20 protein-coding genes and 1 tRNA gene are annotated in these 23,631 nt (G+C 43.8%); 15 read left to right on the top strand and 6 right to left on the bottom strand.

The features are described 5' to 3' along the window. Window positions 1–37 precede the first annotated feature (37 nt). Complete coding sequence (locus ACFFJH_RS15985; protein ID WP_390213940.1) at window positions 38–265, top strand: helix-turn-helix transcriptional regulator; 228 nt, start codon at window positions 38–40, stop codon at window positions 263–265. Between the two features lie 516 nt (window positions 266–781). Here the strand turns inward: ACFFJH_RS15985 and ACFFJH_RS15980 are convergent. Continuing rightward, a complete protein-coding gene (locus ACFFJH_RS15980; protein WP_390213939.1) occupies window positions 782–1,732 on the bottom strand; it encodes a hypothetical protein in 951 nt (316 codons plus the stop codon). Between the two features lie 735 nt (window positions 1,733–2,467). On the opposite strand from ACFFJH_RS15980, the gene ACFFJH_RS15975 reads away from it, so the two are divergent. The 8 genes from ACFFJH_RS15975 to ACFFJH_RS15940 all read left to right on the top strand — a co-directional run bounded on the left by ACFFJH_RS15975 (window position 2,468) and on the right by ACFFJH_RS15940 (window position 12,377). Further along, window positions 2,468–2,929 (top strand): hypothetical protein, encoded by a 462-nt coding sequence (locus ACFFJH_RS15975; protein WP_390213938.1) that lies wholly within the window; start codon window positions 2,468–2,470, stop codon window positions 2,927–2,929. 56 nt (window positions 2,930–2,985) lie between these two features. Then, a complete protein-coding gene (locus ACFFJH_RS15970; protein WP_390213937.1) occupies window positions 2,986–3,582 on the top strand; it encodes a hypothetical protein in 597 nt (198 codons plus the stop codon). A 180-nt stretch (window positions 3,583–3,762) separates the two neighbouring features. Beyond that, window positions 3,763–5,376, top strand: coding sequence for a type I restriction-modification system subunit M (locus ACFFJH_RS15965; protein WP_390213936.1), 1,614 nt, complete (start codon window positions 3,763–3,765; stop codon window positions 5,374–5,376). After that, window positions 5,373–6,650 (top strand): restriction endonuclease subunit S, encoded by a 1,278-nt coding sequence (locus tag ACFFJH_RS15960; RefSeq protein ID WP_390213935.1) that lies wholly within the window; start codon window positions 5,373–5,375, stop codon window positions 6,648–6,650. Before ACFFJH_RS15965 ends, ACFFJH_RS15960 begins: the two co-directional genes overlap by 4 nt. A 138-nt stretch (window positions 6,651–6,788) precedes the next feature. Beyond that, window positions 6,789–7,649, top strand: coding sequence for an OST-HTH/LOTUS domain-containing protein (locus ACFFJH_RS15955; RefSeq protein ID WP_390213934.1), 861 nt, complete (start codon window positions 6,789–6,791; stop codon window positions 7,647–7,649). 9 nt (window positions 7,650–7,658) lie between these two features. Continuing rightward, window positions 7,659–10,958, top strand: a complete 3,300-nt coding sequence (locus ACFFJH_RS15950; protein WP_390213933.1) for a type I restriction endonuclease subunit R — start codon at window positions 7,659–7,661, stop codon at window positions 10,956–10,958. 12 nt (window positions 10,959–10,970) lie between these two features. After that, window positions 10,971–11,681, top strand: a complete 711-nt coding sequence (locus ACFFJH_RS15945; protein WP_390213932.1) for a YgjP family zinc-dependent metalloprotease — start codon at window positions 10,971–10,973, stop codon at window positions 11,679–11,681. Between the two features lie 300 nt (window positions 11,682–11,981). Next, window positions 11,982–12,377, top strand: a complete 396-nt coding sequence (locus ACFFJH_RS15940; protein ID WP_390213931.1) for a hypothetical protein — start codon at window positions 11,982–11,984, stop codon at window positions 12,375–12,377. A gap of 171 nt (window positions 12,378–12,548) precedes the next feature. On the opposite strand, the gene ACFFJH_RS15935 is transcribed toward ACFFJH_RS15940, so the two are convergent. Beyond that, entirely contained in the window at window positions 12,549–13,238 is a 690-nt protein-coding gene (locus tag ACFFJH_RS15935; protein WP_390213930.1) for a hypothetical protein, read from the bottom strand. Window positions 13,239–13,763: 525 nt separating this feature from the next. Between ACFFJH_RS15935 and ACFFJH_RS15930 the strand changes: the two genes are divergently transcribed. From ACFFJH_RS15930 to ACFFJH_RS15920, 3 genes are all read left to right on the top strand, one after another. Continuing rightward, a complete protein-coding gene (locus tag ACFFJH_RS15930) occupies window positions 13,764–14,216 on the top strand; it encodes a hypothetical protein (RefSeq protein WP_390213929.1) in 453 nt (150 codons plus the stop codon). A gap of 492 nt (window positions 14,217–14,708) precedes the next feature. Continuing rightward, the gene (locus ACFFJH_RS15925; RefSeq protein WP_390213928.1) at window positions 14,709–15,230 is read left to right on the top strand and encodes a hypothetical protein; all 522 of its coding nucleotides are present in this window, start codon (window positions 14,709–14,711) and stop codon (window positions 15,228–15,230) included. A gap of 472 nt (window positions 15,231–15,702) precedes the next feature. Further along, a complete protein-coding gene (locus ACFFJH_RS15920; RefSeq protein ID WP_390213927.1) occupies window positions 15,703–16,221 on the top strand; it encodes a hypothetical protein in 519 nt (172 codons plus the stop codon). On the opposite strand, the gene ACFFJH_RS15915 is transcribed toward ACFFJH_RS15920, so the two are convergent. From ACFFJH_RS15915 to ACFFJH_RS15900, 4 genes are all read right to left on the bottom strand, one after another. Next, window positions 16,212–17,393, bottom strand: a complete 1,182-nt coding sequence (locus ACFFJH_RS15915; protein WP_390213926.1) for a helix-turn-helix domain-containing protein — start codon at window positions 17,391–17,393, stop codon at window positions 16,212–16,214. The genes ACFFJH_RS15920 and ACFFJH_RS15915 overlap by 10 nt on opposite strands. A gap of 286 nt (window positions 17,394–17,679) precedes the next feature. After that, a complete protein-coding gene (locus tag ACFFJH_RS15910; protein WP_390213925.1) occupies window positions 17,680–18,429 on the bottom strand; it encodes a LytR/AlgR family response regulator transcription factor in 750 nt (249 codons plus the stop codon). A gap of 42 nt (window positions 18,430–18,471) precedes the next feature. Further along, window positions 18,472–19,098: a hypothetical protein gene (locus ACFFJH_RS15905; RefSeq protein WP_390213924.1), complete on the bottom strand. Its 627-nt coding sequence runs from the start codon at window positions 19,096–19,098 to the stop codon at window positions 18,472–18,474. Between the two features lie 23 nt (window positions 19,099–19,121). Further along, entirely contained in the window at window positions 19,122–20,603 is a 1,482-nt protein-coding gene (locus ACFFJH_RS15900; protein WP_390213923.1) for a sensor histidine kinase, read from the bottom strand. A gap of 556 nt (window positions 20,604–21,159) precedes the next feature. Here ACFFJH_RS15900 and ACFFJH_RS15895 point away from each other — a divergent pair. The 3 genes from ACFFJH_RS15895 to ACFFJH_RS15885 all read left to right on the top strand — a co-directional run bounded on the left by ACFFJH_RS15895 (window position 21,160) and on the right by ACFFJH_RS15885 (window position 23,432). Next, window positions 21,160–22,131, top strand: coding sequence for a DUF4189 domain-containing protein (locus ACFFJH_RS15895; RefSeq protein ID WP_390213922.1), 972 nt, complete (start codon window positions 21,160–21,162; stop codon window positions 22,129–22,131). A gap of 102 nt (window positions 22,132–22,233) precedes the next feature. Then, window positions 22,234–23,253: a GGDEF domain-containing protein gene (locus ACFFJH_RS15890; protein ID WP_390213921.1), complete on the top strand. Its 1,020-nt coding sequence runs from the start codon at window positions 22,234–22,236 to the stop codon at window positions 23,251–23,253. 104 nt (window positions 23,254–23,357) lie between these two features. Next, window positions 23,358–23,432: transfer RNA gene (locus tag ACFFJH_RS15885), tRNA-Arg, on the top strand. The last annotated feature ends 199 nt before the right edge of the window (window positions 23,433–23,631 follow it).

Raw genomic sequence — 23,631 nt, 5'->3', positions numbered from 1 at the left:
ATTTTAGAATTCAACATACAAAATCGTTCGCTATTTTATGAATCTCAACCTAAAAAGGATTCATCGGATGCAGAACGATTTGTATTTAACCGCAGAACAAGTTGCACAACTTTTGCACATTAGCATTCGGTCGTTGTTTAACCATGTGTCAAACGGCACTATTCCTCAACCAATTCGTTTGGGTAATCGCCGTTTGTGGCCGCAGCAAGCTTTGCACGACCATGTTTGTAAACTACCGCGAAGGAAAATGAAGACCAAAAAATGATATATAAATCGCGCCAGGAGGATTAATTAAGGGCCGTCGTTACTGATGATTTAAGTAGTTTATTTACGTTGATACATTAACCAAAAAACGCGCATATAAAACCCTTTCGCTAAACGTAAAGTTGGTGAGGGGGCTCAATACACCGCGGCCAACAAATTTTTCACGTCAAGCGGGTGCTCAGGACGTGGCCCCGGGTGAACCGATAGAGGGGGAGCGGCGAAGATACAACTTCGGCATTTATGCAATCTATCGGTCCTTGCACGTTTGTATGCGTTGCCGGGGCCTTGAGGGGAGCTGGCTCCGTCATCCATAAAGGCAAAACACCCTTAGTTCAACGCATGCGTTGGGCTGGGGGGAGTTTTTGCCTATCAAGAAACTTCACCTTCATCCATATTAAATTAACTCTTTTATAAGGATAGAACTTATTAAGAACTTCTTTATTAAGTTAGGACTTTTTAGAAGCTTCTTTATAACGAAAGGACTTCTTTAAACCCAGTTATCCGATTTATATTTTACTTATTTATGTGCCAGATACTGATGAGTTAAGGCTGTCATGATTTGCGTAGGAGCATTGGGCCAAGGCATTCCGAAAGTATCAATCCATGTACATTCTACTTTTTCCGGAAGTCGATTAATCGAAATAACTAAGTCACCAAATTTGGCGCTATTAAATGCGACTGAGTACACGTCATCACTCTCTGTTACTCCTTCTTTGGAAAAAAAATCCTTAATTACGCACCGAATTTCCCGTTCAATTTTCCCAGTCGCACAATGCATTACAAGTGCTACTGTATATTCCTGATGTTCGTATGTGACGAATCGTTTTGAACGAAGCTGTTTCAGTAAATCACGCAACTGGTCCATACCACTTCGGGCAGTTTTTCCAATAGATTTTGCTCGGGCTCTTTCGCTATAAGAAGCCGTGCGTGAACGACGGGAAGCCTCAACTTCGTGCCATACCGCAATTCGCTTTCCAGTGCCGTTTGTGTAAAACGTTAAGACATCTGGAACGTGTCCAAAATAGTCCAAAGTTTCATTACGCAACTTTGCCCAGAGTTGGTCTTCAGTGACACCAACCATGTGCGCCCTCATGTTAGAAGCCATCGCAATTAGTATGCCCCAGTCCCTGTGATTCGCTCGGCTCATATGTTCTAGCAATGTCTGTCTCCCCTTAGCGGGACACTCAGGCGCAACTTCGTTAAGATAGCGTGCGCCACCGACACTCAACGCATAGTACCTGCGGCGGGTCTTAAAATCGTCTTTTGCTCGTAAATAGCCCGCCTCGGTCGCATTCCCTAGGACTCTTTGTGCTGCAGCGGTCGCTGCTTTTTGTGTTCGATTTGGAAATAGTCCAAATGCTAATGTATGAGCTCGTACGACACCGTATCTCTGAACTAATTTGAGTGCTTCGACTAGGTAAAATTCGCGGACTTCGGTACCGTTTTTTGTGAGGTGATTTTTCTTCAAAATTGTGCTCCTTATAGTTATTACGTATAGCTATAAGACCCGCGAAGACCCCCGCGAAATTTGAACTTTGTTGGCTAAGAGTTTCTTGAAGAATACCGTCANACCGTCACCGTAAAAACTGTCGCTGTCGCTCGGTTTTTCCTATTGCACTAGGGTGCAATTGCCTCAGCCTAGCGGCGTGCCGACGACTTTGTCGCCGGCGGGAACCCCACTCAAACCCGGCAAAATTTTCGTCCGCGATGCTCCCTCAAATCTTCCGGCTGTGTCTCCCGAAAAATCACCGGTAGACTTGGTTACATGAATTTGATTTGCCCTGAATTTTCGCTAAAAGGCTAGCGAAAATTCAGGGGCCCGCATCAAATTCCTTCCACTTTTGACCGGGGTTCCCGCCGCCTATCCAGTGAAAAGAGTTGTGCTGCGCACGCCGGGACTGCGTCCCCAAAAATTGCCGCTGCTTGGGAGCAGCTAAATCGGCATAAAGCCGCCGATTTGCACTTTTCGGCTCCCCTCACATTTGCCGTCCAATCGGTCGGTTTCGGTGCGCTACGCTTGCTCAACGCTCCCTCAGGCGACAAATCTCGCGCTAGGGCGCTCGCCCGCGTTGCGGTGCCCAACCGGCGCACGCCAGTGCGCCTGCGTAGGCGTGCATTATGCGAAAAACTGACGTTGCTATACGTAGTGTGCAGACGCAGTGACCTGTCGATAGCACTCATAAAAAACATCAACGGAGACATCATGACAATTCGAATTCGCGCAACACATCGCAACAAAAAAACCGTCACAATCTGTAATTATGTGTACTGCTCTAGAATGAAAAGAAGCAAACCTCTACGCCATGGCACACTGCGTCTCGATGCCGACCCGAACAAGCTTCCGTTAGGAATTCGTCTCACTACGGACTACAATTTGACTTATGAAGATATCGAAACAATTCGTACGTGGCTCTTTGCGCATGGTTCATTTAAACCGAAAGACGGCTACCTTGAGCTTCAAGGTGCATTAGATTTACTTTACGAACAGCTTGAAAAACAGTGGCAAGAAATTACAGCGAATAATGGAACCCAGAAAGATTTCGGACAATCCTGGCGGCGTGTTCAAGTCATTCAAGAGTCGTTCAAAAATAGATTACAAGAGCTCGGTGCTGTGAAAAAAATGAACAAAAATGGGAAAGAGGATTCTGAATCAATAATCGTTTAGTCGTTTGCTATACGTGTTACATGCATGTGCATGTAACACGTGATTACAAGGACATAATGATGAATACCGCAGATACTGCAGCAAAGAGTGATAGTTTAATTTCAGAGTCAAAAGTAGGACGAATCGGTCGAATTTATAATTCAGAAGGCGGTCCACTCATTGGGTGGTTATTTGACGAAGCGAGATTGCGTAATCAGAATTTGCGAGAAATGTCTCAAGAACTGGGTGTCACTTTTGGGTATATCAATCAAATGCGAAACGGTCAAAGATATGCTCATAATATGAGCCAGAGAATGACAAAGGCATGCGCTGATTACCTTGGAGTACCGCCTATTGTAGTGATGTTGTTGAGTGGCGCTATTTCGATGAAACATTTCTTACTCAGACACGAATCCGAAGAGCAGTTGATTGATAGGACGATACGTAAGATTCAAAACGACCCACAAGTGCGACAATCTGTGCCCGAGCGCTTATTAGATTTACCGTTGGATGCAAAAAAGGCTATGGTTGCGATGTATGGTGAAGTGGCTGGTTTCGATATTTTCAACGTGCGTCGGTTGCCGACGATTTTGGATGGCTTACAACGTGCAGCAATTTCGCATGATGAAAACGAGTTTATTGCAGCAGAAAATTTGATTAGCTCTGAGATATAATTTCTTATAATTGATTTAATTACGGCGAGCCATCTGGTTCGCCGTTTTTCCTTCTGAACTGCGTTATTGTGAAATTAACACAATTTCGATTGTTGGATGATATAAATCGCCGAATTCATCTCAATGCCAATCGTCTCACACGGTACAATCGAGGCTCAAAAAATTAACTGAAGTGACCACATGGCTGAAGTACTCTCGCTCGACACTCTCGAATCCTGGTTATGGGAATCCGCGAATATTTTGCGCGGCTCCATTGACTCCTCCGATTTCAAAAATTACATCTTTGGACTACTTTTTCTTAAACGCTTTAACGACGTCTTTGATGAGCGCGTGGCGCAGCTGATGCAAGACGATGGATTATCTAAAGAAGACGCTGAGGCCGAAATTCAAGATAAATGGGGAAAGTTTGAGCTTGAAGCACGCTGGCCTCAGCTCATTGCCCGAACAGAGAATATTGGCGAAGCGTTGGATAAAGCTTTCGCTAGTATTGAAGCGAGCAATACAGAACTGCAATATGTACTCACTGCGACCCAATATGGCGATAAGCAAAAACTCAGTGACAGTGTCCTGCAGAGACTGCTGCGCCACTTTAATCAGCACAAGTTAGGGAATTCCGACCTGTATAAAGCCGATATGTTGGGTGATGCATACGAATACTTGATTAAGCAATTCGCCGATGACGCCGGCAAAAAAGGTGGCGAGTTCTACACCCCTAAAGCAGTGGTGCAATTGGTAGTCGAATTAATCGACCCACAACCAGGCCAGAGCGTTTATGACCCGACCTGCGGCAGCGGCGGTATGTTGGTAGAAAGTGCCCATCATGTGGCCAAAATGCCAAACGGTACATTGATGGGTAAGCCGAATGTGCTGCTCTTCGGTCAAGAAAAAAATCTCGGTACTTGGGCTATCTCTAAGCTCAACCTCTACCTCCACAACATGGCGGCCAAAATCGCACGTGGGGATACTCTGGTTGAGCCTAAGCATCTAGAAGGCGGCTATCTCAAAACCTTTGACCGCGTCATTGCCAACCCACCATTTTCAGCAAAAGCATGGTGGTCGCCTTTAGAGTTGGAAAATGAAACAGAAAACCAGACCGAGGGCAAGAAAGCCAAAGTGCCAGTTTATAAAAACGTCAGCGACCCTTTTGGCCGTTTTTGCTATGGCATACCGCCGCGTGGCTATGCCGATTTGGCGTTTGCACAGCACATGCTGGCCAGTCTCAAGGCCGACGGCCGTATGGGTATTATTCTACCGCATGGTGTTCTGTTCCGCAGTGGAGAGGAAGGCAAGATACGTGAGGGCTTATTGTTTGGTACCGATGCTGCCAGCGGCAATCAACCTGGCGATTTGATAGAAGCGATAATCGGCTTACCTTCCGCACTGTTTTATAACACCGGCATACCTGCCTGTATTCTGATACTCAATAAGCAGAAGCCGAGAAACCTAAAAGGCAAAGTCATCATCATTAATGCGAGTCAAGATTATGCTGAAGGTAAGGCGCAAAATAGTCTGCGCCCAGAAGACTTACAGCGCATCGTAAGAACACATAAGTCTTCATTTGAGACCCAAACTGAAGTTGACAACTACTGCCGCGTGGTAAGTCTGGACGAAATTCGCGGAAATGATGGCAATCTCAATATTGCGCGTTACATTGACAATGGAGTAGTTGAAGAAGTCATAGACGTGGCTTTCACCTTGGCACAGCTGGCCGCGCTAACGGATGAGGAGGCACAGATTGATGTTCAACTAAATAGGTACCTTTTGGAACTAGAATTACGGGAGACGGAAGCGTGAGTATCGCGCGGAATAATGAATATCCATCCGATTGGGAGACTAAGTCGATTGGGGACGTTTTTAACGTGGCAGAACGCTCAATAAAGATGGAAAGCGACCAGTCTTATCGTCGAGTCACTGTAAAACGCCGTCATGGTGGGATAGAGCTTCGAGACGTACAACTAGGTGCTGACATCAAGGTGAAAAATCAGTACTTGATAAAAGCTGGCGATTTCCTAATTTCTGAACGGCAAATCGTACACGGAGCTTGCGGTATCGTGCCGCTTAATTTAGAGGATGCACTTGTTTCCAATGAATATCTAGTGCTTGAACCTAGCGATAACTTTGATACTCGCTACTTCAATTACTTGGTTCAGCTGCCGCAGTACGCAAAGTTATTCGTTCTCTGCAGCCAAGGAGTAGATATTGAGAAGTTCCTTTTCAAGCCAAAAGATTGGCTTAAAAAGGAGATTCCTTCTCCCCCGCTTGCCGAACAACAAAAAATTGCGGCCATACTTACCACGTTAGATGACAAATTGGACGTAATTAAACGCCAGATTGCCACCACACAAACTCTCAAGCAGGGACTGATGCAATCCTTGTTCAGCCGTGGCGTTGGCACGCGAGATGCGGATGGTCGTTGGGTGCACCATTCGAAGTTCAAGGAGAGTGAGTTGGGAAAAATTCCAGTCGAGTGGAATCTGGATAGACTTGAAAATATTTCACACTCGGTTACTGTTGGTATCGCGACATCAACGACCGAACATTATGTAGAAAAAGGCGTACCGCTTATTCGTAATCAGAACATAAAAGAGGATTTTCTTGATGGGTCAGACTTACTGCAAGTTTCATTAGAGTTTGATAATCAGAATAAAACTAAACGGGTTAAGGCTGGGGATATTTTGACCGTTAGAACAGGCTATCCTGGAGTGTCATGTGTGTTACCCGATGGGATGGGATATGTTCAAACATTTACAACATTAATTACGCGTCCAAACAAAGACCTAATTAATTCACATTATTTGTCTCGATATTTTAACTCCCCAAAAGGCAAAGAATTGATGCTTCATCAGGCAGCTGGTGGTGCGCAACAAAACATCAATGCTGGGAACCTAAAGAAGTTACTTATTCCTGTTCCAACAATTTCCGAGCAATTAGCTATCGCTAGCATATTGGAAAGTGTTGACATGAAAATTCGTATTTTGAAAACTAAGCAAGCCACCTATCAGACGCTAAAACGGGGCCTGATGCAAAAACTTTTGATAGGCGCATGGCGAGTAAAAGTTGGCAAATAAAGCAATAAAAAGCTGTTAAATAAAACATCACCAGTTCATTAAAGGTCAAAACTCATTTTGCTTTTTTCGAGAACTAAAACAAGTGAATTAAGTACAATTATTCCTTTTCCTATTAAAGACGGTCTTGTGAACTAATACATGGATGAAAACATAATCAGCGTACAACAAGAGCTGCAGCGTAAATATGGACGCTGTATGTTCCGCTTACAGCAAATTGAACAGTTGTTAAAAACCTTGTTACCTCACGTCTCTGTGCAAGGTGCTGCTGAGAAAATTTCTAGCATCCGAGATAGACAAATTGCCGATGCAAGACTGAAGACCATGGGTGGGCTCGTTAGCATGCTGACGGGAGAATTTTTAGCTCCGACAACTATCGAGGAAGAACAAGAAGAAGAGCCTGAGAACGTAGGCAACGCTGGATGGATAAGCGCTAAATTTCAGATATCGATGTCTGATAGAGACTATGAGGAAACCAGGCTTGCATTTGTGGATTTGGTTGAGATGAGAAATGGGCTTGTACACCATTTTCTTGAGAAATTTAATATTTCATTGGTATCCGAATGCCTAATAGCAGATGCTTATCTCGATGAATGCGATGAAAAAATAGGCAGGCAACTTTTGCAACTGCAGCAATGGGCAAAAAGTTTGGTTGAAGTGCAGGCCAAGGCAGCTAGTTATGTTGCCAGCGTCGAGTTTGAAAATGCGTTAGTCCACGGAGTGATGCCAGATGGCGAAGTGCACTGGGAGCGAAGCACGATAGTGGAATACTTGCGTAATGCCGAAAAAGCTTGCGCGCAGCATGGTTGGACTTTGCTTGACACCGCTATCGCTCAAGTACGGGTGAGCGATAATGAGCAGACACCATCGAAATATGGATGCAAGACCTGGCGGGGCGTTTTAAGAAAATCCGAACAATTTGATATTAAAAGAGACGTCAACCCTAGCAATGGGAGAGGCCAGGTTTGGTACCGAAGCCGTGATGTCAGTGACTTGATTTAGAAAAAATCTATGAGCCAGGCATCAGAAAAATTACATGTCGAACTTCCCGCAATTGCTTGGTTAGTCAAACTGGGATATACACATTTGTCCGGGCATGCACTGCAGGTCAATTACCGTCATCTCGCCCCCATCCTCGAGGACGTACTACATACGCGGCTGCAGAAATTAAATCCATGGCTTTTGACTGCACCAGGTGGTGTGAATGGCCCACTCTTGGAATTGCGCAAGCGAGTGAACGATGAATTGTTGCCTGCCAATAAGCGGTTTTGGGAGCAGGTCGTACATCGTTCAGAGATACAGGTACAAGACGCCGAAGGGCGTATGCGCAGTGTACGTTTTTTTGATGCGAGTAATGCGGCGAATAATGATTTTCATGTGGTGGACCAGTATGTCGGCAGCAACGCCGACAAAGATATTTTTCGTCCCGACTTGCTGTTGTTTGTGAATGGCTTGCCGTTGGCGATTATCGAATGTAAAGCCAGTCATCATCGGCTTGACGAAGCGCTGGGGCAGCTTGATGGTTATCAGCGCAGCTTTGCAGCGCAGTTCGTGTTTAACCAAGTTTGTATTGGTTTGAATCGACGTGAAGGCTTATATGGCGCGATTGCGACTAAACCCGCCTCCTACGCACGCTATCGCTTGCAAGCGGATGAACTTGCTACAGTCACTGTATTGCTTGGCGACGAACCATCGGAACAAGACCAATTGCTGTGGGCACTCTTTGAGCCTAGTCGATTTTTGCAGCTAGTGACCCATTTCATTTTGTTTGAAACACGTGACGGTAAGACCGTAAAAAAACTGCCGCGTTATCAGCAATGGCGCGCGGTGCGTAAAGCTGTCGCCAAATTGTCAGCACCGAAGCCCATAGGTGGCGTGGTGTGGCATACCCAAGGTAGCGGCAAATCGCTGACCATGGCGCTGTTAGCGCGTATCTTACGCGCCGACAGTACGGGCTTGAACAATCCCACTGTGCTGGTACTGACTGACCGTAAAGACCTCGATAGGCAAATCTTTGATACTTTTCATGCGGTAGGGATTAAAGCGATACAAGCCGTGTCCGTTGATGGCTTAATTGAGATGCTTTCCAACGACTATGGCAGTGTATTCACGAGCACCGTACAAAAATTTCAAGAAAGTGATGATGTAGCGGCATCGCCGGAAGCTGCCATCACCCAGGAGCTACAAGACGAAGAAGCTGTCGATAAATTGCAAAGCAGACATCGACGTGTGCGTGACGGCAAAGACTTTTATATGCTAGTGGAGCACAACCTCCATTTTGCTCAACACGATGGCAACGGCATTCCTTTGACACCGAAGTGGTCAGAAGTCAGCCGTGAGAAAATTCATTTTCGGGTGTTGAGTAACAAACAGAATTTTTACGTATTAGTGGATGAGGCGCACCGCAGCCAGTATGATTTTTTAGCTGCTTTTATGCGTGCAAGCTTACCTAATGCGAAGTTCATCGCCTTCACTGGAACCCCGTTATTGCAAGATGACAAGCACACACTCGGTGAGTTTGGCGGTGGTGAGTACATCGACGAATATCGTTTGCATGAAGCAGTCGCGGATGGTGCCACGCTACCAATTAAATATCAAGATGCCTGGATTGCGCTCGCAGCTTCTTCGGGATTAGACGCTGCCTTTAAAGACCAATTTGGACAAGAATCAGAAACAAAACAAATCGAATTAAAACGAAAGCTGCTCGGCATGTGGCGCCAAGCCACGAATCGGATGGAGCAGATTTCGACGCACTTGGTTGAACATTTCATTAGCAATGTGCAGGCTAAAGGTCTCAAAGCGATGCTGGTGTGCGATGGCCGGGATATGGCTGTACGTTACAAAGATTTGATTGATGCGCTCATGCTTGAAAGAGCTGAGCTCGGTCTGCCTACCTTTGAGAGTCGGGTCGTGGTTTCTCTTAATGGTATTACCGCCTCACGCACTGGTTATACAACACAACAAGATGCGACTAAGTATGGCGTGGATATCGATAAAGTAATCACGATAGAAGAGCGCATTAAGACTGAAGTGAAGGAAGGCAAGCAACCTGTCGCGATGTTGCCAGAACAGATTAGCCAGTTTGTGGGCAAGCTGTTCCCGCTACCATACGGTGACGAAAGTAAGGGACGTGATGGACAACCACACGCGAACAATGTTGGTTTGATTATCGTCTCGGACATGCTCCTTACAGGGTGGGACGCACCCATTGTCGGCACGATGTATCTGGATAAACCTCTGAAGGAACATACCTTGCTGCAGGCGATAGCGCGCGTGAATCGTACCCTACCAGGTAAGAATGCTGGTTACATCGTTGACTACCATGGTGTCGTTGAACATCTTGACCATGCCCTCAAGATTTATGGCGGTGAAGTACAGCCTTCGCAGGTATGGGAAGGTGTGGAGACTGAGCTACCGAAGTTACAAGCTACATTGGACCGCATTTTAAAGTTGTTACCGAAGCGGTTCGACCCAGTACGCCAGCGCGAAGACTACAAGGACGATGCAGAACGCTTTTTAGACCCTACAAGCCGTTTAGATGCGGTGGAGGATTTTCTAGAGCTATCGAAGCAATTTAACCGTTCAGTCGATATCATTTTGCCGGACGTGCGCGGTCTGCCGTTTAAGCCCTATTTCACATTACTTGCTGAGATTCGTCTGATGCTAAGGGATAAATTGCCTGGTGCAACCTACCGTGACCGCATCACGAAATTGGAATCGGTTTTATTACAGCAGATGCTGGATGAGTATGTTAGCGCGAGCCCAGCCAAGAGCTTGCTAGGTCGTGAAATCTCAATTCTGGACGCAAGCGACATGGCAAGATTAAAAACTGTCGCGAATGGTGGTAGCCAGGCATTGGTAATGAAAAACCAGCTGAAGCACACGATTGTGACTGGACGTGATAAGAATCCTGCTTTCTTCGACAAGTTAGCCGAGGAATTAGATAAGCTTTTAGAAGACGAAAAGGCTGGACGTATCAGTCAGGCCAAATTCTTGGAACAATTGGAGTTGTTTGGCCAAAGAGTCAGGGATAAAGACAAAACCGGATTCGCTAATCCTGCACATTCTGCTGTGTTCCACTACCTTGCAACTTTGCTTGCCAACGATACCGCGAAAGTGGCGACCACCAAGTTATTTGAGGACGACTTGTTGAGTAACACACTTGCCGCTGACAACTGGAAGCACATGACGGATATGCATCCTGATTTAAAAGACCATCTGCGCAAGCTATTAATTCCTTTGTCCGGCTGGGCACGTTCCGTTGCCCGTGACCATGCTGCGAGGATAGTAGACATTTTGCTGAAGAACTAGAGCAACTACATCATGCCTGTGTTTAATTATGGCCAGACTTCCTTCGAATGGGAGTATCGCTTAGATAACAAGTTAAAACGTCATTATGTGACGGTGGAGCGTGGGCGTAAGGTTTTACTACGCGGCCCATTGGTAAGTACTCAAGAGCAGGAAGCATTAGTAGCACAACGTGCGCGTTGGATACGCGATAAGATTGCGCAAGTGAACATGCCGCTAGTGACTGATAACATCGTTACTGGTAGCCGCCTGCGTTATGCCGGGCGCAGTTATTTTACGGAAGTGAGCCATCAATCTGCTCTTAGTAAACCAAGTCTCCATTTTACTGCCGCGAGATTTGTAATCTATAACCCGAGTGGTAACAGTATTCATCCCGATTTACTGATGCCGTTGCTCGAACGCTTTTACCGCGAACGCGCACAAGAAAAATTATTGCTGCGCCTTCGTTATTGGGAGCGAGCAACAGGACTAAAAGCCGCCGGTGCCAGCATCCGACTATTCCAAAGCCGATGGGCAAGCTGTGATGCCAATAACTATATCGAGTTTCACCCCCGAGTCATGGAGCTTGCTACCAGTGTCCAAGACTACGTTATCGTGCATGAGTTATGTCATACCGTCGAGAAGAGCCATACGAAAAAATTCTGGAGCCTATTAGCTAGTCACATGCCTGATTGGCAGCAAAGGCATGCTGTACTTGAGCGGGCTGTTTTTGGTGACGCGGTTTGATTGACTTTTTAGTGAAACTTGTATCGTCCGTATGCTGAGACGTAAAACCGTCTAAATAATTTGTGCGGTCATTTTTGTCTGTATGCGAGTTGATAGAGTATGTATGTCATATTTGCTAACCGTCTATGGCGCTCGTTGGTTCGTATGCTGATTAATTTCGTCCGCATGTCAGCGAATTCTGCGAACACCTTGAGCCGCATACGGTCGATAAACTTCCGACTATTTTTATCATTAATTTTACTTTTCGCATACGAATAAAACCTCTCGCTATAAGAAGTCCTATCGATAAAAGAGGACTTTATGCAAATTCGTAATCAACACGGAAAAATTCAACTCATTCGCACAATGTACGACCCCGCAATCAAACGTGGTCGTAGCGTGCTTCTAGGAACACTATCAAATTATGCTCATGAAATACCCACAGCAATAAATGGAAAATTGACTGATGCAGAACGTGCGCAGCTACAACCAATACTGGATGAAAACTTGGCTAAGCTTACCCGCCAAAGAGAAGTGAACGCTGTACGCAGCTTGCCGGAAGTGATTCGCCATGCGACAAAATGGTACCTTCAAGCAGGTAAAAGTGAAGATGATTTATCTGCGTTGGCTAACGAAACACGAGTAGAGTTTAGTAAGCTGCTTGCCTCCATGGTTAAAGCAGGCGTCGGTCGAAAGCGCAATCGAAAAAAAGAATAATTTTCACTCAGATACCGCAAACGAAGCGCTGCTAAAATCTCTGTCAGCATGGTTTTCAACGTTGAAAATCATCTCTGAATAGCGCTTAAAGCATTTGTAAGAAAAAAAAGCCCGTCGGAACGGGCTTGAATCAATTACAGAATTGGTACCTTAAATAAACTCATTAATCGACTAATGATAAATACTTTGCGGAATGAGTAACTCTGGCAAAACAATGTTTAAACATACTTGGCTTATCTCGTATTCTGGAATCACACTAGGAACAAAATTGTTTTGCATTGCGATTGGCACCGCAAATTTCAATTCTTCTAGTATTTCTATTCCAGCGAGTCTTTTTGCTCTCTGCACCATATGAATTAGTGGCTCAATCGCTTCAGGTGATATTTTAAATTCAATCAGACTAGTTTCATCACCACCGTTTCTTCCTAATGATAGCGACAATCCAGCCACACCTATTTCCGATAAAAATTTCATCGCATTTTCATCGGAAACCGACATCAAAAATCGAATTTGCCGATGTTCGAGTTGTACACAAAACGCAGCGTACATCGTGTTGTCGGGACTTGTAAAAGCTGTCACTCTAAACTTTTGTTCAATGCGACTGTCAGGCAATAAATCCCACAATTCCTCGGTCACATCTCCGCATAGATACCATCTTTTTTGCATCAATCTTGGTACGTCGTCTCTATCCTGTAACGCGAATTTCACTTCACTAGGCGACATTAATCTGGCAGGGTACACCATCACATTTCTTGGTAGCATTTTCATCCTTAGTTGTGCCCCATCAAGTTTGGGGTTCAATGGGTATAGCGAATGCCTGGGAAAAATAATTTTATTTCCACGTGGAAAAATTGTTGACATGTTTTTTGGAGTTGTGCAATACTAGTTACAGCGTTAAAGAACGCACTCAGCTTGTTGTCTAAAGCCCCAAATGCCAAAGTTCCTGAAAACCAGGGCTTGCAGTGGGGCTTTTTTCATTGCTCAGCGCGTTCTTTAACAACCTATAGAAATAAACTTCCCCACGTTGGGGACAGGACTATTTCACATGGGCCGAGGTTTAACGATTGTGTTACCCAGTCCTAGCATCGAGTTTCATTCCCATCTAAAGCATTTCTAAAATTCCTTACAGCAAATTTCATTTAGTACTGCTACCAGTGCTAAATGAAATGCCTGAGTCGCAAAAAGACCCCTTTTCAAATTAATAAGCCATTCGCTATACGAATTAGGCACAAGCAAAGCTACTGGATTTTGTTCAAGTCATGGATGAAATCGTGTAGTTCTGAAAGTCACAAATTTTCTCGAAAATTTCACAGCTAAAGTGGCAATAAATAGCGCTACTGAGCTACATCGTGATGAAATTCAACCATTTTTTTAAAGAAGGCAATTATGAAAAATATTCCGACTCCGTCTCTGTCTTTCTACAAAAATTCGTCAGGTATCCCCGTCGGATTATTGAAGTCAAACGGAAAGCCGATTTTAGCCTCAACACATCCAGCGACAATCGCGGCAGCACTTTTTGCAATGAACATGGAAAAATGTGAATTGACACTAGATGGAATGGTAAACGAAATCTTTTTACCCTTCGTCTGCACAAGCGAAAACGCTGAAATAATCAACTTCAGCCTAGAGGAAAAATTTGTTCTCAACCTAGGTATTTTTTCCGGAATTGATTTTTTAAATCCCCCTGCGTTTGATAGACAAGCAGAGACCCATTTCCGGGCAGCAGTACATCATCTTCCTAAAAATTTAGTTGTGAAGTTCCCCGCTTCACCCGCACCAAAAAGTTTTAAGAAGGAATTAAAGGAACGAAATAAATACATCTATTTCCCATATTGCTGATTCTAAATGGGCCATAGTTAAGTGGCCCATTTTTTTATATAGGTTATCAGCTAGATGGATATGCATTTTAGAACTTCTCCACATAGGAAGAACCAATACGAATATCCGTACATTCATTTAAGCACTTAAGTTCACGTGCGAACTTTCTTCTGCTCGATTTCTAAAATCTAAAATCGAGACCATCAAAAAACACTTCTGATTTTAAATCGAATTGAACTCTCTACACGAAGTTCAACCGCATTTGCTTTTCTTTGTTTCTGCCGTTTTTCACTTACTTATGAAGAGAATAGGGTCATAAAGGATTGCATGTGAAGTCGTTCAACCACGAACAAAACGTTTAAAACTAATTCTTGCAGAAAGGAGTCGTCAAAGTATTTACCACTGCAGAAAAATTGCTCGTCGCAATTTTTTTGTATCAAAACGGGAAGGCGCCTTTCCCCAAAATTAAGCGCATTTTTTGAAAAAAATTTTTATTTTTTATTGGAGAAGCAAATGAGAACTACACAAACTAAAAATACTTTAAAAAACCAAGAACCTACCATTAGCATGGTAAATCAAGACGATGAGTGTCTCCCTAAAGTCGTTGAGATGATATTGGAGTCAATGAATTTTGCAGACGAATACACGAAAGCCCGTTCATATAGAAAAACTGGAATTACTAATGATGGTATAACAGCCATTGGTTTGGCCAGATTGAACTGGTTGTTAGAAGAAGGAAGAAGAGAGTTAATTGGCATCTTCACTCCTGCGGAATTCGCGACAATGTGTACGGGTCTTCAAGATGAAATCTGTGAACTTAGCTCGCTTAATAAAATCGTCGGTGTTGTTGCAGATGATTTAGGTCTAGACCCTGACACATACGAAGAGTCGCCTCATGCTGATTTGATAAATCGACTATTGGCTCTCTCAACACTTCAATCGGTAGCGCTGCGTGACCTTCTGGAGGAGTTTTGGAATGTGGGGATGCATACGATGTCTTGTGCTGAGTTCTTAAATAAAAAAGGCTTAAACTAATATGTAGGACGTCGTTGTAAAGATTTTGAAAGAGCCCAGTAATAACTTAGCTGGGCTCTTTCAATATATAAGTTCAAACTTACAGTCTCTCGATACATCGAAAAATTTTCGATATGCTTCGAAACTTTCTATTTGTGTAAATGCACGGTTTTTATTTGCATTCTCGAGCTTTAGAAAAGTAAGCCAGTTGAAATACTCTTTGTTGTTTTACTTGTTGCAATAAGTTCTTAAGAGTAACTTGATGTCGGTATAATTGTTATAACAGCTAAATATTCCCCCAATTGAAATTTAATTGGGGGCGCTAATGTCGCGAGCATAAACATGCATCGCATATTTGAATTGGTCTTTAATTTTCGTTATGCCATCTCATAATAGACTTGTCCTCGTAGATACAAACTGCATCGTTCGTGTCTATTTTTCCCCGTTAAGACCGATTCTCGGACGACCAGTTGCGGGTTACGAACTAAAAACTTTGAGTGAGTTAGCAAATGAGTTGAAGAAATTAGCAGAGAGAGATGACCTAGCGTGGCTAAGCAATGACGTTATACTTAGTGAAGTAGATGCTGCAGTCATTTCCCTAACTAGAAAACAGGCAGATACAGTAAGATTGGATGGACTGGCAATTCAAACCTACGGCAACAGTCTTCTCTATCACAAATATTTGCAAGATAAACTGCGTACCAAGAGGACATTATCACTATCAGATGCAAAAGCGTTAGCTGCGAGCCTGGAGCTCGACGCCGTTCTCTGTACTGACGAGTGGCCATTGCGATATGTTGCTGGCCACTATGACTATGACAATGGGAACCCTGTGGAGTTACTATCTACCGTACATCTGATTGCTCTGCTTGAGAAAGAAAATCTTATTTCACGCGAGGTACGTATAAAAACTTATTCAGATTGGCTAAAAGACGGGACTGCACTTTTAAGAGAGACGCCAGAAATATATGTTAGTCTATTCAACGAACTTCCACCAACTGCTCAAGGCTGACGTTCCCAAAGTGCATGTGATAGATTCAGTGCGTCGCCAATGCCAATATTCAACGCGCTAGAGATAAATGCAGGATTACGCCCCCCCTCATTTTTCTGAAACTCTTCAATCGCTTTGAATACTTCAGTTTTGTAAATTGCTTCGGATTTAGCGACGTAGTCGTGCTGCGAAGGAGAATCACTTCCGAAATGATTCTTTGCCATTGAATTTACATCTTTGCGATTTGCATTCCATACAGCATAAAAACTCGGAGTGTCTAAACCTGTTTTCTTTCCGTACAATTGCTCACTAAGTCGGTCTACAGCCCTTAGCACGGTAATTACGGAAATTCCGTAGCGGTCAGCGAACTCTTTGACTCCACGAATGCCTGTAGCCGGTGATTGCCGCAAAATTTCTAAGCATTCATGCGCGACTTCGTCAGGGAATACGAGTTGTTGAGCGAACTTTTCCGCAAAAGTTTCACCTTCTTCCTCGTTTAGTGCATGCATCGTAAGGCAATGACCATACTCATGCGCCAGCCAATATTTGTAATCGTCTTCTTTGCAGCCAAGATTAAAAACTACCCAAGAAACTTTTGACTCCGGCGAGTAAATAGTAAGGGCGTTCTCATGGCGTTCTTTATTTAATCCCCAAAGCACAGGGACAAATTTAGCTCCGAAAATATGAAAGAGACGCTCTAATGCTTCGTTACTTAAAATATCTTTAGTTGAGAGTCCCAATGATTGGCGAACTTGAATTGTGACCGAACGAATGTGCTCGGAATCAAGTGATGGCGTTCTCAACAATGGAGGGTCGAATTCGCAACCTCCATCGATGTATGGAATCAGCTGTTCTAAATGGCGAGCTTGTTCTTCTGCGGACTCGCGGAGCGCCCCCGTCACTGGCTTATTGAGTTTGGTGCGATAGGCATACAAGGGCTGTGGAGGCGAAACTATCTCGAGCAATGAATCAACAGGGATATCTAAGACCTCTGATAAAAGCGCAAGTTTACTCGGCCGTGGGATTGATTCTCCCTTTAACCAATTGGATGTTGCCTCTTTGCTGACGCCACAAGCTTCGGCCAAGGTCGTTCCGTTGAGGCCTAGTTTGCGCATCGCAACGTCGATAGCATGGATGTTTAGCATAGCCAAAGAAGTATAGTTTGAAAAGACACGGAGGTCAAGTTTCGTCAAGTTTCGTCAAGTTTTAGTGTATACCGAAATTCTAATACGATGTAACAGTTGTGTTGTTTATTGCCCTCAAATGAGCACTAGAATCCCCTATATTTCACTTTTCGCAACTTTCTGAGTTTATTTAATCTGCTCGGTTTCTCGGATTTGTTCAAAGAGAGAATAGTGAAGAATTGGATTGAATCAAAAACTTCAACTGAAACGTTCGAAGACTCTTTGGAGTTTGTCTTCTCGGCGTCCTCGTATTTTACTTGCGCTGGTGATAAAGGAAGCACGATTATTCAACGCTTCACATTTGCTTGAACGCAGCTTGATACCCAGTGCTAACAGCGAGACGTTCTGACCTATCTTTAAGCCTGATTTCCATATGCCCGTCCTCTCTGTATATCGATTCAATCCTTCTTAGATTCACAATAGCGCCACGACTAATTTGGATGAAATCCTCTGGATTGAGTTCATCGATTAATTCCTTGATTGGTTTGCGAATCAATGCTTCCTGCTGCGCTGTGACGACGCGCGTGTACTTAGCATCTGATTGGAAGAAATATATTTCGTCGATTGTAATCAATCGCAACAAGTTTCCAACTGACGCCTGTATCCATCTTAAGTGCTTCGTTTCTGATTTTGTCGGAGTTACTTTGTCCCAAACAGTATCAGGGATGTCCGCCGCACTTTTCACTGTTTTGGCTCGCAGACGTTCAATTGTTGTCAGTAGTCGGCCTCGTTGCAATGGCTTGACGAGGTAGTCTACCGCTCCCAGCTCAAAGGCATCTAACGCATGTTGATTGTACGCGGTCAAGAAAACAATCGAAGTCTTACCCTGAATAACTCGCGCGACTTCAAGCCCAGTTAGTTGCGGCATATTTATATCTAAGAATACGATATCAGGAGTTTGGTTCTGAATTGTACGAAGTGCTGTAATTCCGTCGGTGCACTCTGCGATAATTTGAAGGCCGGGCCATAAAGCAGCCAATGCTTCACGGAGCTCTTGGGCAAGCAATGGCTCATCTTCCGCAATAATTGCTGTGAACATTGTCATTTCTATCTGTCCTTGAGTTGAGTTGTTGTTCGCCTTGCAACCTTAAGAAATATAAAGATTCTCGCCACATTTCGAGCAATCGTGCCAAGTTGAATTACTTTTATATTGGCCATGTTTATAGATACCTCGGTTTCCACAGAAAACGCAACGATGGTGCCCATGTTCATTTCGGCTACCAGGAATCGAATAATACTGGTCGTGATTTCGCCCTGGGATAAAGGTGAAGGCGATGATAAAACCGAGATTCACTGAAACCAAACTTAATACCAAAAACAAAAGTGGTGCTGCATAGATTGGAGCAATTGATGAGATGCTAAGAATTGAAATAGTCGACCAGACGAAACCTGCTACTAACGCCTTGCGAGCGCGGGAAAGCCATATTTTTGATACGCTAAGACACACATCAATATTTTCTTTTCGTATTCCTACTGTATGTTGGTTCAAAGGTGTCTTCTCCAGGTTTTCAACCAAGCTCGACAGTCTCTTAAACGCTGTCAGTACCCATAAGACGCTTATTAAGCCGATTACGAAACTAAACGAAACTAACGTATATTTTTGCACTACAAAATTGTCGCCCTTAATCCCGATTATTAAGCAAATGAACGCCGAGAAAAGTGCAGCGAAACTCATGTTACTTGGTGTGCTTAGGCTAGGTAATTTATGTTCCATAGTTGTTGTCGAAGTCATGTCAATTACGCGATAGTGTTTTTTTGTACAAGAGCATTCAAAGGGATGATGATGCTCGACACAAATCCGCCAGCATGCAATGCTCCCACCTCAAGCCACGCTTTATCGCCATATAGTCCATCAAGTCTTTGTCGAATGTTGCTTAGGCCTACGCCTGTGCCACCCACACTTGAAAAGCCTGGGCCATTGTCTTCAACCGTCACTTTTAGGTGTTGGTTTTCTTGATGCGCGCTGATGATAAGCTTCCCTCCCACTTTGCTACTTAAGCCATGCTTTATCGCATTTTCTACCAGAGAAATCAGCATTGCTGAAGGGAATTCCGCGGTGTTTAGTGAATCACCAATAATGAAGCTGTATGAAAGGCGGTCACCCATTCGAATCTTCATAATTGCAAGGTAGTGAAGGGCTAAATCCATCTCTTTTTCAACAGTCGAGCTTTCACTCCGAAATTCTTCCACTGAGCTACGAAGATAGCTAATTAGGTGATTCAGCATGTCCTCGCCAGCTTCATTACTGACACGATACATTTGGCGCAGGTTCGCCAACGTATTGAATAAGAAATGCGGTTCAATCTGTGCCTGTAGGGTACGTAGTTGCATCTCTATCGCACTTTTTCTTAGCTCGTCTTGTTTCGAGATTGCGCCAGTGAGAGATAATTCATCTTGCATTGGATTAATAACGTAAGTCTTTAGATACGTTTTTAATGCTTGAACGTCGACGGGGTTAGGGAAGAAGCCAAACGAGAACGAAGCTCGTTTCATTTGATAAGTGATATGAATTTCTGCATTTTCGGATTGATTAGAGTGAACAGATATTCCAACCGTCACGGGGCAAAACAACCAAGTCAATTCAAATCGTAAATTATCGCCCTCAAAACGTTTGCGAATTTTTGTGTCTGATTCAAAAAACATTCTCGAAAATTTAGGTGTACCTTTTTCATTGAGCGCTTGTAGATAGTGTTCCAGTCGATTGCATAAAGAGTTCTTTCCAGCGTGAAGTTTGATGCTCTCTTGCGAGAAATCCACTTCAGCGAAATTAAACCACTTCGAGTCTTTTGAAGACAATGTATGGACCTGCCAGAACGCTACCGAGATAGAGGTCACAAAGGATATTTTTAGAATTGCTACTAGGACTAGGGAAATTTGTGCAACATCAAAATGCTTGATATTTGACGCATCTTCCGCAATTAAGTCTATGAGGCATAGGGAACCGAACATGGCCCCCCAAAAAACAAATGATTTGAAAAATGACTGTGTTTGAAGCTTAAAACAGAATGAGTAGAGCTTTCCTCGACCGGATTTGTCTCTGAGATTTTTCTCTATCCATGATAGAAACGATGCCTGATACACAATCGCAAAAGAAATAAAAATCCAAATTGAATAAGAAATACTTGTGAAGATACATCCTAAACAAGTACCCAAGACAACGAATAGAGCAAAACTTGCACTTGGTAAGGTCTGCTTTGTTTTTAGGGAGTTGATTAACATTTTTAAATCCCGATTCTTAGAGTAACGGTGTCATTTGAATACTAGCAACGGTTTGGGTTCCAACTACGGGAACATAACAACTTCGCTAGGGCCCTTGTCTCAAATTCTTGGCATCACTTCTCAAAGCGTTCTGCAATATCTTCAATAGTTTTAAGTGAATTGAGTAATGCCATCCTCCGATACCGAGTAATGAATTTCATCTAGTTCGCGATAGGCACCCTTAAACTTGGAATCAACGAGTGTTTTCAGGGAATTCGTCATTTTGTCGAAAGTCCTCGAGCGCCGTCATAGTTACTTCGTGCCACGAAATCGTAGCTTGCATTACCTCTTTATCCTAAGGTTCTACAAATTCCTCGAAATCCCACACTCATTCCACGGATTACCAACCTTGTCGCAACCCTATGGTTTTGACTGTAAGTGCTTTGTAAGCTTCTCCAGCATCAAAAACATTTCCACTTGGAAATTCATCTTAGCAAATCTGTTGATTAAGAGATATCTATTGTTGGTTTGCAACATCAATAGCTTGAACTAGCCAGCTATGACTTTAGGAGAAATTATGAAAGACTTCACGATAGCGTTGCTTGTAGTAGCTTCCAGTTTGATAACAAACTCAGCAATTGCATGGACTGCAGTCGCACATAGCAGGGAGAGCGGCTATATACAGACATATTATGGGGCTTCAACCGCTGCAGAGGCCGAAAAGGGCGCTTTGGAAGGTTGTAGTAAAAAAGCTCTGAATTGTGTGTTAGTGGGAGCGACAGTGAATGGTCCAGTCGCTGTAGTAATCGCCAAGGGCGATGGCGGAATGGGCCGAGCCAACTCGAATGACCCATTTGTAGCAGCAAAGAATGCATTGAACGAATGCCAAGAAATCGCAAAAAATTGCCGTTTGGTGCAAGCTGCCTGGGATGGCGGAACAAACTGGTTTGCTCTTGCACGAAGCGATGGAAACTTTTATGCAACCTATAACTATGGGTCACAAGAAGTGGCGGAAAAAGATGCTCTTAAAGGATGTGAAACTCAAGTGAAGGAAAGTTTATCGCCAAGTGACAAATGCAAACTATTTGCAAGCATTGGTGAGCACCTATGGTATGCACGTGTATCGAGTAAAACATACATCGGTATTGCTACTGCGAACTCTTATGAAAAAGCATTGGATGACGCAAGAAAAGGGTGCCAAAATGGATTGAAACCGAACGAGAAATGTGACAAAGAGGATGTTATCGAAAATAAGGGCGCACTATCGGAGCCAATTGAGTTTAAGAAGTTGGAGGCAATCATTGAGGCAGAACAAAATGTTAAACCCAAAAGCATCAAAACATCAAATACCGACGTTCCAGTAGCAAAAATAGTTCGCTATTCCGATTTATGTCAAAACTCGAGCTGTGTTCGTAAGTACGAAGACGGTCGCACCCAACGATACACAGCCTGCCTCAATCCAGCCACCATGCTGCCGATGAATGACCCCTCCAAATTAGGTGGTTGCGGTGGCACTGACTCTCAAGGGAATCCTTTTGGACTGAAATAGAGCAAATTGATAGATAAATCCTCCTTTCTTTGTGGGTTCCTAGTGATGAAACTACGGTTCTCTTGTGACTTTAAGGGTAACTTAAGTCGAGCTGAGCGTCTGTTGGCGACTTATCGTATTTGGGTTCTGATTGCCTTGATTTTATACTTTCAAGTCGTTGAAGCATTTCACAAAAATACTGACCTTCAGCATGCATTATATTTAGTCGGCGTTCATGGTCTAGCCGCGATACTCTGGCTGGCATTTATATTACGAGATATCTTGCGCCAAATTGAATTAAGAATCGGAATAACGCTCCTTTTCGACATTATTGTGTTCTCCGTTGGTATGAACTATGCGGGAGAAGTCTATGCAGTCGCCATCCCTTTACCTTTGATGCTATCTATTGTGAGCGGACTCAATTTCGGCATTCGATGGGGACAATTTTCAGCGGTACTATCAGCAATGCTCACGTCATTCGCAATGGCACTTTCGCCTTACTGGTCGTCGATGCCTTATTTGTCTATAGGCATCGTTTTAACCATTTTGCTCGTTCCAATTTACATTTTTGTGCTGGCGTCGAGAGCTATTAGCGAGAGAATGGAATCAGAATTGCGTGCTGAAGCGTTAGAAAAAGCTATAAAAACCGATTCACTTACAGGTGCATTGAATCGCTTGGGTTTGGTGCAAGAGCTTGAACAGCTATTGAGCCGGATAAACCGAAGTGATTTAAAATGCGCGGTGTTAGTTATTGACCTTGATGGATTTAAGTTAATCAATGACATCGCCGGTCACGCGGCTGGAAATGAAATCTTGAGGCAGGTGACCGAATGTATGCGGAACTGTATTCGAGCATCAGATTGTGTCGCGAGATTCGGAGGAGACGAGTATGCAATAGTATTGGGTTCATTGCAGGCATATGACGACGCACACAGAATTGCTGACAAAATTATCGAATCCATTATGGCACTCAGAATCGCCAATCATGACGACTTAAGAGTTGGCGCCAGTATAGGAATTTGCTACCTCCCTCATCCAGAAATTCAGTCGATTGAAGATGCAATAGAGGCAGCGGATATGCTGATGTATATTTCAAAAAGAACTGGAAAAGGAAAGTTCACAGCGCAATTTATGGGAGTCTAAGCCGGATTCGACATGATTTAATCTGGAAAGCAGAATAAAAGCCTAAGCCACATGCATTTTTCATTTCAACCCGATACAATAGCGGTCTGCAGATATATGCACACGCGACCGTCTTCCAACGGATAGGATACGAGTTTCCGAAGCTCGCAATACAGGTTCGATTCCTGTCGGTCGCACCAAATTTCTTGGACCAAATCTTGGTCCAAATTTTGGTAAAAAGGGTGCTGACAGTTGCCGATACTTGCTTTTTGTGTATTAGTTCAGACTTGATCTGACACATCGACTTGAAAAGATGAGAGTTACCGGTTTAGATATGGGTGTCGAATCCTACTAAACCAAAGAAAGGTAACTCTCATGCTACATACTAACAACCCTATC

It is taken from the genome of Affinundibacterium danionis, assembly GCF_042432465.1.
Classification (GTDB): Bacteria; Pseudomonadota; Gammaproteobacteria; order Burkholderiales; family Burkholderiaceae_D; genus Undibacterium; species Undibacterium danionis.
The sequence above is the reverse complement of the archived record's forward strand: the minus strand, read 5'-3'. Positions and strand labels throughout refer to the sequence as shown.